Annotated in this window: 14 protein-coding genes; 10 read left to right on the plus strand and 4 right to left on the minus strand. The window is 65.9% G+C overall.

Annotation, left to right across the window (positions count from 1 at the left end):
• Positions 1-23 precede the first annotated feature (23 nt).
• From ACYU03_RS11310 to ACYU03_RS11330, 5 genes are all read left to right on the plus strand, one after another.
• Positions 24-644: a LysE family translocator gene (locus ACYU03_RS11310; RefSeq protein WP_461890725.1), complete on the plus strand. Its 621-nt coding sequence runs from the start codon at positions 24-26 to the stop codon at positions 642-644.
• A gap of 20 nt (positions 645-664) precedes the next feature.
• Complete coding sequence (locus ACYU03_RS11315) at positions 665-1537, plus strand: alpha/beta fold hydrolase (RefSeq protein WP_461890726.1); 873 nt, start codon at positions 665-667, stop codon at positions 1535-1537.
• A 125-nt stretch (positions 1538-1662) separates the two neighbouring features.
• Positions 1663-2796, plus strand: coding sequence for an HlyD family secretion protein (locus ACYU03_RS11320; RefSeq protein WP_461890728.1), 1134 nt, complete (start codon positions 1663-1665; stop codon positions 2794-2796).
• Positions 2786-4294 carry an MDR family MFS transporter gene (locus ACYU03_RS11325; protein WP_461890730.1) on the plus strand — a complete coding sequence of 503 codons (1509 nt, stop codon included), beginning with the start codon at positions 2786-2788 and terminating at the stop codon, positions 4292-4294. The genes ACYU03_RS11320 and ACYU03_RS11325 overlap by 11 nt, the downstream gene beginning before the upstream one ends.
• Before the next feature lie 151 nt (positions 4295-4445).
• Entirely contained in the window at positions 4446-5189 is a 744-nt protein-coding gene (locus ACYU03_RS11330; RefSeq protein ID WP_461891444.1) for an AraC family transcriptional regulator, read from the plus strand.
• 63 nt (positions 5190-5252) lie between these two features.
• Here the strand turns inward: ACYU03_RS11330 and ACYU03_RS11335 are convergent, their stop codons facing one another.
• Entirely contained in the window at positions 5253-6104 is an 852-nt protein-coding gene (locus tag ACYU03_RS11335; protein WP_461890732.1) for a CAP domain-containing protein, read from the minus strand.
• A 259-nt stretch (positions 6105-6363) separates the two neighbouring features.
• Between ACYU03_RS11335 and ACYU03_RS11340 the strand changes: the two genes are divergently transcribed.
• Positions 6364-8532 carry a TonB-dependent receptor gene (locus ACYU03_RS11340; protein ID WP_461890734.1) on the plus strand — a complete coding sequence of 723 codons (2169 nt, stop codon included), beginning with the start codon at positions 6364-6366 and terminating at the stop codon, positions 8530-8532.
• Here the strand turns inward: ACYU03_RS11340 and ACYU03_RS11345 are convergent.
• From ACYU03_RS11345 to ACYU03_RS11355, 3 genes are all read right to left on the minus strand, one after another.
• The gene (locus ACYU03_RS11345) at positions 8529-9140 is read right to left on the minus strand and encodes a cell wall hydrolase (protein WP_461890736.1); all 612 of its coding nucleotides are present in this window, start codon (positions 9138-9140) and stop codon (positions 8529-8531) included. The two genes, ACYU03_RS11340 and ACYU03_RS11345, sit on opposite strands and share 4 nt — an antisense overlap.
• Before the next feature lie 71 nt (positions 9141-9211).
• The gene (locus ACYU03_RS11350; RefSeq protein WP_461890738.1) at positions 9212-9937 is read right to left on the minus strand and encodes a DUF899 domain-containing protein; all 726 of its coding nucleotides are present in this window, start codon (positions 9935-9937) and stop codon (positions 9212-9214) included.
• 93 nt (positions 9938-10030) lie between these two features.
• A complete protein-coding gene (locus tag ACYU03_RS11355) occupies positions 10031-10687 on the minus strand; it encodes an HAD family hydrolase (RefSeq protein WP_461890740.1) in 657 nt (218 codons plus the stop codon).
• A gap of 93 nt (positions 10688-10780) precedes the next feature.
• On the opposite strand from ACYU03_RS11355, the gene lexA reads away from it, so the two are divergent.
• The 4 genes from lexA to ACYU03_RS11375 are packed head-to-tail and all read left to right on the plus strand — an operon-like array spanning position 10781 to position 16523.
• Complete coding sequence (gene lexA / locus ACYU03_RS11360; protein ID WP_461890742.1) at positions 10781-11398, plus strand: transcriptional repressor LexA; 618 nt, start codon at positions 10781-10783, stop codon at positions 11396-11398.
• Complete coding sequence (gene imuA, locus ACYU03_RS11365) at positions 11398-12018, plus strand: translesion DNA synthesis-associated protein ImuA (RefSeq protein ID WP_461890744.1); 621 nt, start codon at positions 11398-11400, stop codon at positions 12016-12018. Before lexA ends, imuA begins: the two co-directional genes overlap by 1 nt.
• A 6-nt stretch (positions 12019-12024) precedes the next feature.
• Positions 12025-13446 (plus strand): Y-family DNA polymerase, encoded by a 1422-nt coding sequence (locus tag ACYU03_RS11370; protein WP_461890746.1) that lies wholly within the window; start codon positions 12025-12027, stop codon positions 13444-13446.
• Positions 13422-16523, plus strand: coding sequence for an error-prone DNA polymerase (locus ACYU03_RS11375; protein WP_461890748.1), 3102 nt, complete (start codon positions 13422-13424; stop codon positions 16521-16523). Before ACYU03_RS11370 ends, ACYU03_RS11375 begins: the two co-directional genes overlap by 25 nt.
• Positions 16524-16605 lie beyond the last annotated feature (82 nt).

Genomic DNA, 16605 nt, shown 5'->3' on the forward strand with positions numbered 1-16605 from the left:
CAGACGCCCATGGACTACCTGCCATGCTCAGCTCGTTCGACCTGCTCACTGCCTTCGTGCTTTTCGCCTTCGTGTCCTCGATCACCCCGGGGCCGAACAACACCATGCTGCTGGCCTCGGGCGTGAATTTCGGCGTGCGCCGTTCGATTCCCCACGCATTGGGCATCAGTGTCGGCTTCATGGTCATGGTGCTGGCGGTGGGGTTCGGCTTGGGTGAGGTATTCAAGGCCTGGCCGCCGTTGTACAGCATCCTGCGTTACCTGGGCGCTACCTACCTGCTGTACCTGGCATGGAAGATCGCCACCTCCGGGCCGCTTTCGGCTGACGGCTCCGGAACGCGCAAGCCCTTGGGTTTCTGGGGCGCGGCGGCTTTCCAGTGGGTCAACCCCAAGGCCTGGGTGATGGCGGTAGGGGCGATCACCACCTACACGCCGGCCCAGGGCTATGTCTTCAACGTGATCGTCATTGCCACGCTGTTCGCCTTGGTCAACCTGCCGAGCGTAGGTATCTGGGTGATGTTCGGCAGCGCGCTGCGCAACCTGCTGCAGAATCCGCGCTGGTTGATGGTGTTCAATCTGTTGATGGCAGCGTTGCTGGTGATATCCCTGTATCCACTGCTCTTTGTAGAATCGGCATTTTCCTAGACCGATGAGTGCAGTATCCAATGCAGTTGATTCCCTGGTCCCATGATTGCTCCGAGGGCTTTACCCTGCGCGGCTGGCGTTCGCCGGCCAGCGGGCGGCCGCTGCTGCACTTCCTGCATGGCAACGGTTTCTGCAGCCTGGCCTATCAACCGATGCTGATGCATCTGGGCGAACACTTCGACCTGTGGCTCAGTGATGTGCAGGGCCATGGCGACAGTGATCATGGCGGTGTGTTCCGCGGCTGGAACCGCACTGCCGAGCTGGCTGTGGAGGCGTTCGCCGTCGGGCGCGGCGAGTATGGCGAGGCGCCCTGTTACGCCTTGGGGCACAGCTTTGGTGGCGTGCTCACCGGTTTGATCCTGGCTCGCGAGCCCCGCTTGTTCCAGCGCGCGGTACTGTTGGACCCAGTGCTGTTCAGCCGGCGGATGATCGGCATCATGGGGGCCGCCGCGCTGGTTGGCCTGCACCGGCGTCACGCCCTGGCGCGCAAGGCGGCGATGCGCCGCCGCCATTGGCCGGACCGCGAAGCGGCGCTGGCTTCGCTGCAGGGCCGGGGCATTTTCAAGGGCTGGAGCGAAACGGCATTGCAGGCCTATGTGGAGCATGCCATCGGCGACTGCGGCGAGGGTGTGGTGCTCAAGTGCCGGCCCAGCCGCGAGGTGGAGATCTTCAGCTCCTTCCCGGCGCGGATGTGGGCGACCCTGGGCGAGATCCGTACACCGGTCCGGATCCTCTACGGCGCGGATACCTATCCCTTCGTGCCTCACTCAGCCAAGCGCCTGGCGGCCAGCAACCCGGCCGTGACGACCCAGCAGGTGTCCGGCGGCCACTGTTTCATGCAGGAACGTCCCGAGGAGGCGGCAGCCGAAGTGCTGGCCTTCCTGAACCCCTGAAGCCTGTCCATTTCGCGATGGTTGCTGGTGGATTCGCGCGTGAACGACAACGGGTGACCCCGTAAGCTGCCCTCCTGGAAATGACCCCGGGCGAGACACCTCGCCCGACAGGATGGAGCCCGAGCATGAACCAAGCGGTAACCCCCGATCCGCAACCCCCCTTGAACACCCGTGCTGAGCGGCGCCAGCAACGGCTGCGCTATGGCCTGGCCGCTTGCGCCAGTGTCGCCTTGGTGGGTTATGGCTTGTACTGGTGGAGCAGCGGCCGCTTTCTCGAACAGACCGATGATGCCTATGTACGTGCCGATTGGGCACCGATCAGCAGTCGGGTCAGTGGTTATGTGGCTGACGTGTTGGTGGCCGACAATGCGTCGGTGAAGGCCGGCGACCTGCTGGTGCGCCTGGATGACCGGGACTACCGTGAGCGCTTGCGCGAGGCGCAAGCCCGCCTGGCCGTCAGCGCTGCGGCGGTGCAGGTGCAACAGGCCCGCTTGCGTGCCTTTGGGGCCGAACAGGAGGAGCAGGTCCAGGCGGTGGCACGGGCCCAGGCTGAACGCAGTGCCAGTGTTGGCGAGGCCGAGCGCGCAGACCGGGATTGGCAGCGCTACCGGGTGCTGGCACTAGAGCATGCAGCCAGCGTCCAGCGCCTCGAACATGCCAAGGCCAGTCGAGTGCGGGCCCTGGCCCAGCAACGCGCTGCCGACGCCGAGTTGGCGCGGCAAAGGGCCCGCCAGCAGGTCTTGCAGCGGCAGGCGCAACAACTGGAGGCTGAGTTGCGCCAGCGCCAGGCGGCGCTCGACCAGGCTGGCGCTGCCGTCGCCTTGGCGCGCAACGCCCTGGCCGATACGGAAATCCGTGCGCCCTTCGACGGTGTGGTGGGGCAGCGCAAGGTGCGCCAGCAACAGTACGTGAACCCTGGCTTGCCCTTGCTCGCGGTGGTGCCGCTGGCCCAGGCCTATGTGGTGGCCAATTACAAGGAGACGCAGTTGGAGCGTCTGCGCCCCGGGCAACGGGTGACCCTGGAGGTGGACACCTTCGGCCGTCATTGGCAAGGCACCGTGGACAGCGTGGCGCCGGCTTCTGGCGCGGTGTTCGCCTTGCTGCCGCCGGACAACGCCACCGGCAATTTCACCAAGATCGTCCAGCGTTTTCCTGTACACATCCGCCTGGACGCCGTAAGCGAAGAGGCGCCGCGCTTGCTGCCCGGGATGTCGGTGATCGCCACGGTGGATACCCGGGAGCCGGCCCATGGCAGTTGAGGAAAAGGTCTCCCTGCGCGCTTGGGTGGCGGTGATCGGCGGACTGTTCGGTTGCTTCATGGCGGGCATGAACGTGCACGTTACCAGCGCCGCTTTGCCCGAGATCGAAGGCGCCCTGGGGGCCAGCTTCGAGGAAGGCTCCTGGATTTCCACCGCGTACCTGGTGGCGGAGATCAGCATGATTCCGCTGACCGCCTGGCTGGTGCAGGTGTTCTCCTTGCGCCGGGTCATGCTGGTGGGCTCGTTCGTGTTCCTGGTCAGTTCGGTGAGCTGCGCGCTGGCGCCCAACCTGGCCGGGATGATCGCTTTGCGTGTGGTGCAGGGCGCTTCCGGCGCGGTGCTGATTCCGCTGTCGATGCAGTTGATCATCACTGAGCTGCCGGCCAGCCGCATCCCCATGGGCATGGCCTTGTTCAGCCTGTCCAACAGCGTGGCCCAGGCCGCCGGGCCGTCCATTGGCGGCTGGCTGACCGACGCCTATTCCTGGCGTTGGATTTTCCTCCTGCAACTGCCGCCAGGGCTGGCGTTGCTGACGGCAGTGGCGTGGTCGATCAAGGGCCAGGCGGGAGACCGCAGTGCCCTGCGCCAGGCCGACTGGCTGGGTATCGCGGCCATGGCCCTGGGCCTAGGGGCACTGCAGGTGGTGCTGGAGGAGGGAGGGCGCAAGGATTGGTTCGACTCGCGTTTCATCATCGTCTTCAGTCTGTTGGCGGGGTTCGCCTTGGCGTTGTTCATCCAGCGCCAGTTGTGGGGGCAGCGGCCTTTCATCAACCTGCGCTTACTGGCCAGCTATAACTTCGGTGTCTCCAGCCTGGCCATGGCGGTGTTCGGCGCGGCCACCTTCGGTCTGGTGTTCCTGGTACCTAACTACCTCTCACAGGTGCAGGGCTACAGCGCCAGCGAGATCGGCGTCACCTTGATTGCCTATGGCATGGTCCAGTTGCTGCTGGCGCCACTGTTGCCCCGCCTGATGCGTTGGCTCAACGGCAAGCTGCTGGTGGCCAGCGGGTTCGCCATCATGGCGCTGGGGTGTTGGCTGGGCGCGCACCTGACGGGGGATGCGGCGAAGAACGTGATCATTCCCTCGACGGTGGTGCGTGGCATCGGCCAGCCGCTGATCATGGTGGCCCTGTCGGTGCTGGCGGTGAAGGGGCTGGACAAGACACAGGCCGGCTCGGCCTCGGCGCTGATTTCCATGCTGCGTAACCTTGGCGGGGCGTTGGGCACAGCATTGCTGACCCAGTTGGTGTCGGTGCGCGAGCGTTTCCATTCGGTGCGGGTGGGCGAGGGGCTGACTCAGTTCGACAACGCCCTGCAACAGCGCTTGCCTGACGGGCTGCTGCAACCGCAACTGCCGGAGGTCATGCAGACATTGGCGCTGATCGATGGCAGCGTGCGGGAGCAGGCCTACCTGATGGCCTATTCGGATGCCTTTTATGTGTCCTGCGTGGCGCTGTTGGGGTGTGCACTGGCCTCGTTGCTCTTGCGCAGCCGATGAGGCGTGTTGCCCATGGCTGTGCTTCTGGCCAGGCTACGTTGGCTCAGGCTCCTGCAATGCCTCCAGTTTGGGAGCATTGCACTCTCGCATGGGCTTGCTCCAGGATGACGCCCCTGCCAACTATTCAGGCCCGACCTTGCCGAGCATCACCATGACCCGACCGGCCATCCTCCCCCTCGCGGAAAACTACCGTCACGGCGAACGCATCGCTCCGCATTGCCATGACCGCGCGCAGTTGATCCATGCCTTGAGCGGGGTGGTCACGGTCAACTCGCGCCAGGGCAGTTGGGTGGTGCCGCCGGGGCGCGGTGTCTGGGTGCCGGCTGCGGTGGAGCATGACCTGAAGATCGCCGGGATGGTGCGCATGCGCACCTTGTTCATCGACCCCCAGGCTCGCCCGGACTTGCCGAGGGAGTGCCAGGTAATCGAGATCTCTGCGCTGTTGCGCGAATTGATCATCAGTGCCATGGACATCCCGGCCGATGTTCCAGCAGGCGGGCGCGATGAGCGGGTCATGCAACTGATCCTCGACGAAATCCGCGTGCTGCCGGTCATGGCCCTGCATGTGCCAAGCCCATGCGATCCGCAATTGCTCGCCCTGTGCCAGGCCCTGCGTGCCGCACCGGCCGAGGACTGGAGCCTGCAGCGAGCTGCCCGGCACAGCGGTATCAGCCCGCGTACCCTGACCCGCGCCTTCCAGCGCGAGACGGGGCTCAGCTTCATCCAATGGTTGCGGCGCATGCGCTTGCTGACCAGTCTCGACGCCCTGGCGGCCGGGCACTCGATCCTCGATGTGGCACTGGACCTGGGCTACGACAGCCCCAGTGCGTTCAGCGCCATGTTCCGCCGCACGCTGGGCGTGTCGCCGTCGGCCTACTTCGGCAGGGCCGCCTGAGCGCCCCGCAAGCGTCAACGCCAAGAGCCGGCTTTCAAAGTCCCCTTGCGTTGTTCGGCCCGGCTAGGGCGTGCCGAACAGCGCGGTCCAGTAGATCCCAGCGTCACTCTTCGGGTCGACCGCATAGGCGGCGCCGAGGTCATGGAAGTCCGGGTTCATCAAGGTGGCGCAATGGCCGGGGCTGGCCAGCCAGCCATTGACCACCTTGTGCGGCGTGTCGCGGCCAGCGGCGATGTTCTCGCCAATCTGCTGGTAGGGGTAGCCGGCCAGTTCGGCGCGGTCGCCCGGGGTACGCCCATCATGGTCGATATGGTCGAAGAAGTTCTGGTTCGCCATGGCCCGGGTGTGGGTGGCGGCGACCCCGGCCAGGGTGGCGTTCCAGGTCAGCGCGCCGGCGGCGGCGAAGGGCTGGCCGCCACATTGGCGAGGCTGGGCACGGGCGGCATTGACCTCTTGCAGCAGCTTCTGCCCCTCGGCCTGCCAGTCGCCCAGACGCCCGCTGATCAGCGGGCGCGCCAGGACGATGCGCCAATCGCGGCCTTCCTGGCTGACGCCGATGTCGACGAACTGGGGGTCGAGCACTACTTGGCAGAAGCTCTCCTGGATGGCGCTCATCGCCGCTTGGGCATCCCGCGGGCCGGACAGGCTGATGGCCTGGACATTGACCATGGGATAGGCGGCTCGGGTCATGGCCTGCTGCAGGTCGCGGGTGCCTTCCGGCGAAAGGGCCAGGCGAGTGTCGCTGTTGAGTGGTGGCAGCTCCAGGGAGGCCTCGCCGCCACAGCGCTGCGCCTGGCTGCGGTAGGCGTTGATCGAATCGATCAGTTGCGCTTCCTCGCCCGCCTGGACGCTGGCGCAGAACGCCAGGCCCAGCGACAGGGCGACAAGGGGAGCAACGGATGACAGGACTCGCATGAAAATCTCCCTATGGCTGGCAGCGACCTTGAGGTTCGCTGCTCATCCTACACAAGCGTATGGCATTTTGCCCCGCCTGATGCAGGGTAAAAGGCCGGTAGCAATCGATTGCGTATGGCAAAAGGGGGAGTAGACCACCCACTGGTGAAAAAGTGCGAGTGATTGGTAATGGTTTGTATTCCATCTGCTAGCCTGATCTGGGTGATAAGCAATCTCATTGCCAGGAAGGCCTTCATTTAATTATGTGGGGGAGCCTTCCATGGCACGATCCTGTCCTTTACGTCCGACCTTGCTTGCTCTTGGCTGTTCCCTCGGCGTCACTGTCCATGCTGCCGATGGTGCCATCGAACTGGGGGCCACCGCTGTCAGCGCCGAGGCCTTCAAGACCCCGCGCGGTGAGCTCCCTGAACCCTTCGCCGGCGGCCAGGTGGCCCGTGGCGGGCAGATGGGCGTGCTGGGCAACCAGGACATTATGGATGTGCCTTTCACGATGACCAGCTACACCGCGCAGTTGATCGAGGACCAGCAGGCCGAAGACATCGGCGATGTGCTGCTCAACGACCCGTCGGTGCGCCAGTCGTTCGGCTTTGGCAACCAATCCCAGGTCTTCGTTATCCGTGGCCTGCCGCTCAATGGCGACGATGTCTCGTTCAACGGCCTGTACGGCGTGCTGCCGCGGCAGATGATTTCCATCGATGCGGTAGAGCGAGTCGAGGTATTCAAGGGGCCCAATGCCTTTCTCAACGGCGCCAGCCCGACCGGCACAGGGCTGGGCGGCAACGTCAACCTGCAGCCCAAGCGTGCCGGTGACACGCCGACTCGTCGCTACACCCAGGACATCAGCACTGATGGCCGCCTCGGCGAGCATCTGGATATTGGCCAGCGTTTCGGTGCCGATAACCGCTTCGGCGTGCGCCTGAACCTGTCGCAGCGCGAGGGCGAGACAGCCATCGATGACCAGGACCACCGCAGCAAGCTGTTTATCGCCGGCCTGGACTACCGTGGCGACACCTTCCGCGTATCCACCGATTTCGGCTACCAGAAACAGCGGGTCAACCACCTGCGCAATTCGGTGCGCCTGGACGCGGGCGTGACCCACATTCCCCGCGCGCCGGATGCTGACCACAACTACGGCCAGGACTGGACATACACCGAAACCGAAGACACTTTCGGCATGGCCCGTGGTGATTGGGACCTGAGTGACAACTGGAGCGCGTACTTGGCCGCAGGCGCCAAGCACACCCGCGAGACAGGCTTCTACGGCACGCCGATCCTGACCAACGCCAGCACGGGGGCGGCGAGCATTGGTGGCTCGATGATCCCGCACAATGAGGACAACACCACCGTCATGGGCGGAATCAACGGCCGTTTCTGGACCGGGCCGGTCAGCCACCAGCTCAATCTCGGTGGCGCGAGTATCTGGACCCAGCAGGAGAATGCCTTCGTTTTCTATAACTCCGCCGATACCAACATCTACCACACTGACCCGTTGCCCAAGCCGACCACACCCACCTTCACCGGTGGCAAGCTGAATGACCCGGGCGTGACCGGCAAGACCCGCAACCGTAGCCTCGCTCTGTCGGACACCGTCGGCCTGTTCGACGACACCTTGCTGCTGACTGCCGGCGTACGTCGCCAGCAACTGCGCGTCGAGGGCTATGCCTATGATGGCGAAGGCCCCGACGCGGGCCGCAATGCCTTCTACGATGAATCGGTCACTACCCCGGTGTACGGCATCGTCTGGAAGGCCACGCCCTCGGTCTCGCTGTATGCCAATCGCATCGAGGGCCTGGCCCAGGGCGCGACCGCCTCGGGCGACGTGATCAACCTCGGCGAGGTGTTCCCTCCGGCTAAGACCAAGCAGATCGAGGCCGGTATCAAGCTCGACCGCCAGACCTACGGCGCCAGCCTGGCAGTGTTCCGGATCGAGCGGCCTACCGATGGCTACAACCAGAACGGTGTGTTCGTCCAGGACGGCGAGCAGGTCAACCGTGGCGTCGAACTGAGCCTCTTCGGCGAGCCGATCCATAGCCTGCGCCTGATGGTGGGCGGTACGCGCATGGACACCGAACTGAAAAACACCCAGGACGGCGCCAATGACGGCAATCACGCGGTCGGCGTGCCGACCTTCCAGCTCAACGCCAGCGTCGACTGGGACGTGCCGGGCCTGGAGGGCCTGGCGCTCAACGCACGTATGTTACGCACCGGCGGGCAGTACGCCGACCCGGCCAATACCCTCAGCCTGCCGACCTGGAACCGCTTCGACGTCGGTGCGCGCTATCGCTTCAAGCTGCAGGAGAAGGACCTCACCCTGCGCATGAACGTGGAGAATGTCAGTGACAAGAACTACTGGGCCTCGGCCAACGGCGGCTACCTGACCCAGGGCGACCCGCGCCTGGTCAAGTTTTCCGGGACCATCGACTTCTAGCGCGCCAGGGCCTGGCTCGGTTTGTAGAACAGAAAGTGCCGGGTCTCGACGGTCTTGATGTAGCCCTTGGTCCAGTCGGGGCGGACGTTGCGGTCGTGAAAGTACAGCGCGCCTTGGGTGCGGTCGGGGAGCTGCTGGTTGAGCGCCTTGCGCGCGACTTCCTTGGCGATGGTGTAGCGCTGTTCTTCCTCGACCTGGTCGGGGCGGCCATCGCACCACCAGGAGAACTGGCAGCTTCGGGTTTCGATGCCTTGCTTGACCACGCCGCAGATGGTGTTCGGAAAACCATCGTGGCCCACGCGGTTGAGCACCACGTTGGCCACGCCCTCCATGTCCTTGGCGTCGGTGCCCTTGGCCTCCCAGTACAGGGTGCGCGCCAGGCACGTGATGCTGTCGTCCAGGGCCGCCTGGCCGGCTGGGTCGATGGCCTGGACCTCGCCAGGAGTCAGGGTCTCGCTCTGTTTCGGGGGCGGGGCCTCGTCGGCGACTTTGCCTTCCAGCACCCTGGCTTTGTCTTCGGCGATTTCGGCCGTCGCGGTGTTGGCTGCGTGGAGAGGGCCTGCGAGCAGGGCCGGGGTCAAGCCGATAACCATCCACGTCAAGCGCATGGCCGGGTCTTCCGCGTGTGGGCTGTGTCTCATTCTAGCTGGACAATTCCGGCACAGCGGCCCCTGGTCGCTCACTCATGACAGCAATGCGGCTTGCCCGGTGCGCCTTCATAGCGATCATGGTGCCGCACCCAATCCATGGTCCCGTCCTCATTGCGCCCCTTGGGCATCAAGTCGAGGAAGTTGTAGGCACCGACCAGGATGTCCAGGCCACGGGCATAGGTCGAGTAGGTGTGGTACAGGTTGGCGTCGCTGTCGCGGTAGAACACGCTGAGGCCGGGCAGTTCGCTTTCATCTGCGCTGTAAGGCTCGTAGTTGTACTGGTCACTGCCATCGGTGGCGACACTCACGCCAAAGTCGCGATTGAAGCTACTGCCGTGGGATGAGAACCAGGGGAAGCGCCAGCCCATGCGTTGCCTGAAGGCCTGGAATTCGGCGTAAGGGGCGCGTGACACGGCGACCAGGGTGACGTCATGGTGCGCCAGGTGCAGGTTGGCGCCATCGAAGTGATCGGCCAGGAAGGAGCAGCCCGGGCAGCCTTCGCTCCAGCCTTCGGCGAACATGAAGTGATAGACCAGCAGTTGGCTGCGCCCGGCGAACAGATCGTCCAGGCCCAACTCACCTTCGGGGCCCTCGAAGCGATAGTCTTGTTCGACCTTGACCCAGGGCAGGGCCCGGCGCGCCGCGCTGAGCTCATCGCGCTGGTGGGTGAAGGCCTTTTCATGCAGCCACAACTGGCGGCGGGCGGCGAGCCATTGGCTGCGCGAGACCACCTTGGGGTTGATGTCGTTGTTCATCACAGTCGCTCCACATCAGGTGTGTGCGACTGGTCGATTGAGACGATGACGGATTCGACAGGCCAGGAGGTTTTGCGACGAACGGATACCCGCTCAGCCCTCCATCCGCTCGATCAGCGCCCACAGGCGCGGGTCGTCGAAATCATCGATCACCAGTTGCGCGCCAGCGGCCAGCAGGCGCTCGGCTGGCAGGCTGGTGGCAAGGCCAACGGTGAAGATGTCGGCACCGCTGGCAGCGCTCACGCCTGGGACCGAGTCCTCGAAGGCCAAGGCCTGGGCGGCGCTGGCCTGCAGGCGTTGCAGAGCGGTCAGGTAGGGCAGGGGATCGGGTTTCGCGCGGGCCAGTTCCTCGGCCACCAGCACATGCTCGAAATGCCCGTCCAGGCCCATCGCTGCCAGCATGTGCTCGGCATTGTTGCGAGGCGCATTGGTCACCACGCACATGCCGATCGACCGCGCCTTGGCATGTTCCAGCAGGCGCAGCAGGCCGGGCATGGGCTGCAGGGCAGGCGACAGTGCCCGGAACAGGGCCTCCTTGCGGTCTGCCAGGGCCAGGCGCTGTTCCAGGGGCGCACGGGGGAACAGCTCGGCGAACAGCTCATGGTTGGCCCGGCCGCTGACCTGTGCCCCGAACTCGTCCTGGGTGAGGTCGCGGCCATGCTCCCGCAGCAGTTGGCGGAAGGCTTGCAGGTGCAGGGTGTCGGTATCGGTCAGGGTTCCATCGAGGTCGAACAGCAGGGCGGTCAGCATGGGGCGTCCGTGGGCTAACGAAAAGGCCCGGCGATGATACCGAAAAAGCTGGCGACGCAGGGGGCTGGTCAGGGGTTGCCAAAAAGAGTACAAATGTACTCCATGAGCACATTATCCCCCAAACGCCGCGCCATCCTCGAATTCATCCGTGAGCGCATTGCCGAACACGGCCAGCCGCCGAGCCTGGCCGATATCGCCAGCCGCTTCGGTTTCGCCTCGCGCAGTGTCGCCCGCAAGCACATCCAGGCCTTGTGCGAGGCCGGCTTCATCGAGGTCACGCCGAACCAGGCGCGGGGCATCCGCCTGGCCGAGCCACTGCGCCGCCCGGAGATCCTCGAGGTCCCGGTGCTAGGCCGGGTGGCGGCCGGCGCGCCGATCGGCCCGGACCTCGACATTCACGAGCAGTTGCTGCTCGACCCCAGCCTTTTCCGCCGTACCCCGGACTACCTGCTCAAGGTGTGCGGCGACTCGATGGTCGACGACGGCATCTTCGATGGCGACCTGGTCGGCATCCGCCAGCAGGGCGAGGCCGGTGATGGCCAGATCGTCGTTGCCCGCCTCGACGGCGAGGTAACCATCAAGCGCCTGCAGAGGGCCGGCGGGCGCTATCGCCTGCTGCCACGCAACCCGGCCTACGCACCGATAGAGGTCGGGCCGGACCGGGACTTCGTCATCGAAGGGGTGTTCTGCGGCCTGCTGAGGCGTGACTGATGGGCGCGGTGGTCGACCTTGACGGGCTGATCGATCAGCGTCGGGTATGGCGTGGGCGCCCGGTCCAGGCGCGTCCGGTCGGCCTGCAGCCAAGCGGGCACGCGGCATTGGACGCTTGCCTGCCCGACGGCGGTTGGCCGGTGGCATCGCTCACCGAGTTACTGCTGGCCGCGCCAGGCTGCGGTGAGCTGCAGTTGCTCTGGCCAAGCCTGGCACGCCTGAGCGCAGGCGGCGGGCGCGTGGTGCTGGTGGCGCCGCCGTTCATTCCCTATGCTCCGGCCTGGCAGGCGGCGGGGGTGGACCTGCGCTGGCTGGCCCAGGTCGACGCGGCCCCGGCCGAGGCCTTGTGGGCGGCCGAGCAGTGCCTGCGCTCGGGCAGTTGCGCAGCGGTACTGTGCTGGCCGGAGCGTGCCGATGATCGCGCCCTGCGCCGCCTGCAGGTGGCCGCCGAGACGGGCCAAGCCCTGGCTTTCGCCTGCCGTGGGCAACAGGCGGCCCTGAACCCGTCGCCAGCAGCGCTGCGCATTGCCATCGATACCCGTCCGGCCCAGTGGCGGGTGCTCAAGTGCCGTGGCGGCCTGCCACCGAGCGCGCCCATTGCCTGCTCCGGGCGGGGCTGATGCGGCATGGCCTGGGCTTGTATCCTCCTGCCGCAACTGGCGCTCGACACCGTCTTGCGCGGCCGTGACGATCCTGAGGCGCCGCTGGTGCTGCTGGGTGGGCCGGCCCAGCGGCGGGTGTTGCAGGCCGTCAACCCGGCGGCGGCGGGCCTGGGTCTGCGTGCCGGGCAAACGCTCAACACCGCCCGCGCCCTGGCCGACAGTTTCGCCTGCGTCGAGGCCGACCCTGTGGCGATCGACCAGATGCAGCAATTGCTGGCGGCCTGGGCCTACCGTTTCAGCGCTCAGGTCAGCCTGCATTACCCACGGGCCTTGCTGCTCGAAGTGGGTTCGAGTCTGCAACTGTTCGGCCCCTGGCCGTCGTTCGAGGCGCGCCTGCGTGAAGAGTTGCGTGGCCTTGGACTACGCCATCGCATCGTCCTGGCCAGCAATCCGGTGGCGGCGCGCATGCTCACCAATGGCCATGACGGCCTGGCTTTGACTGGCCGTGACGAAACCACGGCGGTCCTTGCGCGGATGCCGGTCGACCGGGTCGGCTTGCCGGTGGAGGCGGCCAATGCCTTCGCCCGTATGGGATTGCGGCAACTGGGCCAGGTCCTGGCCTTGCCGCGCGAGGCCCTGGCCCGGCGGTTTGCCGCTCAGGTGCAACTGCACCTGGACCAACTGCTGGGCCAACGTACCTTGGGCCTGGCCTTCTATCAGCCGCCAGACCGTTTCGATGCGCGGCTGGAATTGAACTTCGATGTCGAGTCACACCAGGCCCTGCTATTCCCCTTGCGCCGCTTGATCAGCGACCTGGCGGCCTTCCTCGCCGGGCGTGACTGTGGCGTGCAGCGTTTCTGCCTGCACCTGGAGCATGCCGAAGGGCCGGACACCCGTCTTGTGGTCGGCCTGTTGGCCGCCGAGCGCGAGGCGGGGATGCTTTTCGAACTGGCCTGTGGGCGCCTCGAACCGCTGCGCATCCCAGCGCCGGTGCGCAATCTGCGACTAGTGGCCGAGGATCTGCCGGCCTTCGTGCCGCAGCATCAGGCGCTGTTCGAAGCCCGCTCGCAGCAGGCCCAGCCTTGGGCCCAATTGCGCGAGCGGCTGCGTGCCCGGTTAGGCGACGAGGCGGTGAAGGGGCTGCAGGCATGCGCCGATCATCGTCCCGAATGGGCATGGCAGCCTGGCACGGAGGGAGCGCCGGGCCCATTGCCGGTGGCGCCCGGCAGCCGTCCGGGCTGGCTGCTGCAGCAACCCCAGGCCTTGCCGATAGCCGGCCAGCGCCTGCTCGGCAAGCCTGAGCGGATCGAATCGGGCTGGTGGGATGGTGGCGACGTGCGCCGTGATTACTACCGTATCGAGATGCCCTCGGGCCAACTGGGCTGGGCTTACCGCGACCTGGCCGAAGAGGCCGGGCCGCTGTGGCTGCAGGGCTGGTTCGCATGAATGCACCGACCTATGCCGAACTGCACTGCCTGTCGAACTTCAGTTTCCAGCGCGGAGCCTCCAGTGCCGACGAACTGTTCCAGCGGGCCCATAAACTGGGGTACCAGGCCTTGGCGGTCACCGACGAGTGCACCTTGGCCGGCATCGTCCGTGCCTGGCAGGCGGCCAAGGCGCAACGGGTCAGGCTCATCGTCGGCAGTGAAGTGCGCGTGCACCAGGGGCCGAAGCTGGTCCTGCTGGTGCAGGACCAGTTGGGCTACCAGAACCTCTGCGCCCTGGTCACCCGCGCCCGGCGCCGGGCGAAAAAGGGCGATTACCAGTTGCTGCCCGAGGACCTCGAAGCCCACCACCAGGGCCTGTTGGCTCTCTGGGTGCCGGACGACCCTGCGGACAGGGCTCCAGGACAGTGGCTGCGGCAGCATTTCGGCGAGCGGCTCTGGCTGGCTGTGCACCTGCACCGGGGCAATGACGATGGCGCCCGGCTGCATCGGTTGCGCATCCTGGCCGCACAGCTGGAGATCCCGGCGGTGGCCTGTGGCGATGTGCATATGCATGTGCGCCGGCGCCGGGCCCTGCAGGACTGCATGACCGCCATCCGCCAGCATTGCACCGTGGCAGACGCTGGGCAGTACCTGTTCGCCAATGGCGAGCGGCACCTGCGTACGCTGACGGAATTGGCCGAGCTCTACCCATCCGACCTGCTGGCCGAGACCCTGGCCATCGCCGAGCGCTGTCGCTTCGACCTGGACCAGTTGCAATACCAATACCCACGGGAGTTGGTGCCCGAAGGTCACTCTCCGGCCAGTTGGCTGCGTCAGCTCTGCGAACGCCGCCTGCCCCTGCGCTGGCCGGCCGGACCGAGCCAGAAGGTACGCGATACCCTGGAGCGTGAGCTGAAGCTGATTGCCGAGCTGGGCTACGAAAGCTATTTCCTCACGGTTCATGACATCGTCAGCTTTGCCCGCAGCCAGCACATTCTCTGCCAGGGGCGCGGGTCGGCAGCCAACTCGGTGGTGTGCTTCGTGCTGGGCATCACCGAACTCGACCCGATGAAATACACGCTGCTGTTCGAGCGCTTCCTGTCCCGCGAGCGCAACGAACCGCCGGACATCGACGTGGATTTCGAGCACGACCGGCGTGAGGAAGTGATCCAGTACGTGTTCCGCCGCTATGGTCGCCATCGCGCGGCACTGACGGCGGTGGTCAGCACCTACCACGCCGCTGGCGCGGTACGTGACATCGCCCGGGTGTTGGGCTTGCCGGCTGATCAGGTCGACGCCCTGGCCAAGTGCTGTGGGCGCTGGAGCGACCGCATCCCATCGGCTGAACAGCTGGAGGAGTCGGGCTTTCAGGCACAGAGCCCTTCATTGCGGCGGATCCTGGTGCTGGCTGGCGAGTTGATCGGCTTTCCCCGGCACCTGTCGCAGCACCCCGGCGGCTTCGTGATTTCCGAGCAGCCGTTGGAGCAACTGGTGCCGGTGGAAAACGCCGCCATGGCGGAGCGCACGGTGATCCAGTGGGACAAGGACGACCTGGACCTGGTCGGCCTGCTCAAGGTCGATCTCCTCGCCCTGGGCATGCTCAGCGCCTTGCGCCGCTGCTTCGACCTGGTTGAACGCCACCGTGGCTACCGCCTGACCCTGGCGGACATTCCCGGCGATGACAAGCCGACCTACGACATGATCAGCCGCGCCGAGACTATCGGCGTGTTCCAGATCGAGTCACGGGCGCAGATGGCCATGCTGCCCAGGCTCAAGCCGCAGAAGTTCTACGACCTGGTGATCGAGGTGGCGATCGTGCGGCCTGGGCCGATCCAGGGCGATATGGTCCACCCGTATCTGCGCCGACGCCTGGGAGAAGAGCCGATTACCTACCCATCGCCACAGCTGAAAGCCGTGTTCGAGCGCACCCTGGGCGTGCCGCTGTTCCAGGAGCAGGTGATGGAGCTGGCCATGGTCGCCGCCGACTACACGCCGGGCGAGGCCGACCAGCTGCGCCGCAGCATGGCGGCCTGGAAACGCCACGGCGGCCTGGAGCCGCACCGCAAGCGCCTGATCGAGGGCATGTTGCGCAACGGTTACGAGCAGGCCTTCGCCGAGCGCATCTTCGAGCAGATCAAGGGCTTCGGTAACTATGGCTTTCCCGAGTCCCATGCGGCCAGCTTCGCCTTGCTGACCTACGCCAGCAGCTGGCTCAAGTGCCATGAGCCGGCGATCTTCACCTGTGCCCTGGTCAACAGCTGGCCCATGGGGTTCTATAGCCCAGACCAGTTGTTGCAGGAGGCGCGGCGCCAAGGCATCGAGGTACGTCCGGTGGACGTTTGCCACAGCGGCTGGGATTGCAGCCTGGAGTCTCAGGACGAGAGTCACCTGGCCATTCGCCTGGGGTTGCGGCAGATCCGTGGCTTTGCCGAGGCCGATGCCTGGCGCCTGGAGCAGGCGAGGGCGCAACGTCCATGGCGCGATGTCGAGGACCTGTGCCTGCGGGCCGGGCTCGACAGCCGTGCCCGCGAGCGCCTGGCCGACGCCGGCGCCTTGCGCGCCCTGGCTCGTGACCGCCACCAGGCCCGCTGGCAGGTGGCGGCGGTGCAGGCGCAATTGCCGCTGTTCGCCCAGGTCGAGGCCACGCCCGAATGTGCCGTGGACCTGCCGCCGCCCACGGTCGCTGAAGACCTGATCGCCGACTATGCCACCCTCGGCACCACCCTTGGCCCCCACCCATTGGCCCTGCTGCGCCAGCGCCTGACGGCCCATGGCTGTCGCAGTTCACAGGCCTTGGCTGATGTCAGCCATGGCGACCACGTCAGCGTGGCCGGGCTGGTGGTGGGGCGGCAAAGGCCGCAGACCACCACTGGCGTGACCTTCATCACCCTTGAAGACGAGTTCGGCATGGTCAACGTGGTGGTCTGGCGCGACCTGGCCGAGCGCCAGCGCCGGGCGCTGGTGGGCTCGCGACTGCTCAAGGTGTTTGGTCGGCTGGAGTACGAGAGTGGTGTGCGCCACCTGATCGCACGGCGGCTGGAGGACATCAGCGTGCTGTTGCAGGGGCTGGATGTGCGCAGCCGGGATTTTCATTGAGTCACCGCCGCACCTGCAACTGCGGCAGGCCCTACGATGGGGTCGGTACACTTCAGTTTTTATCAACCGAATACCCTTTTTA

It is taken from the genome of Pseudomonas sp. X10 (assembly GCF_054889225.1).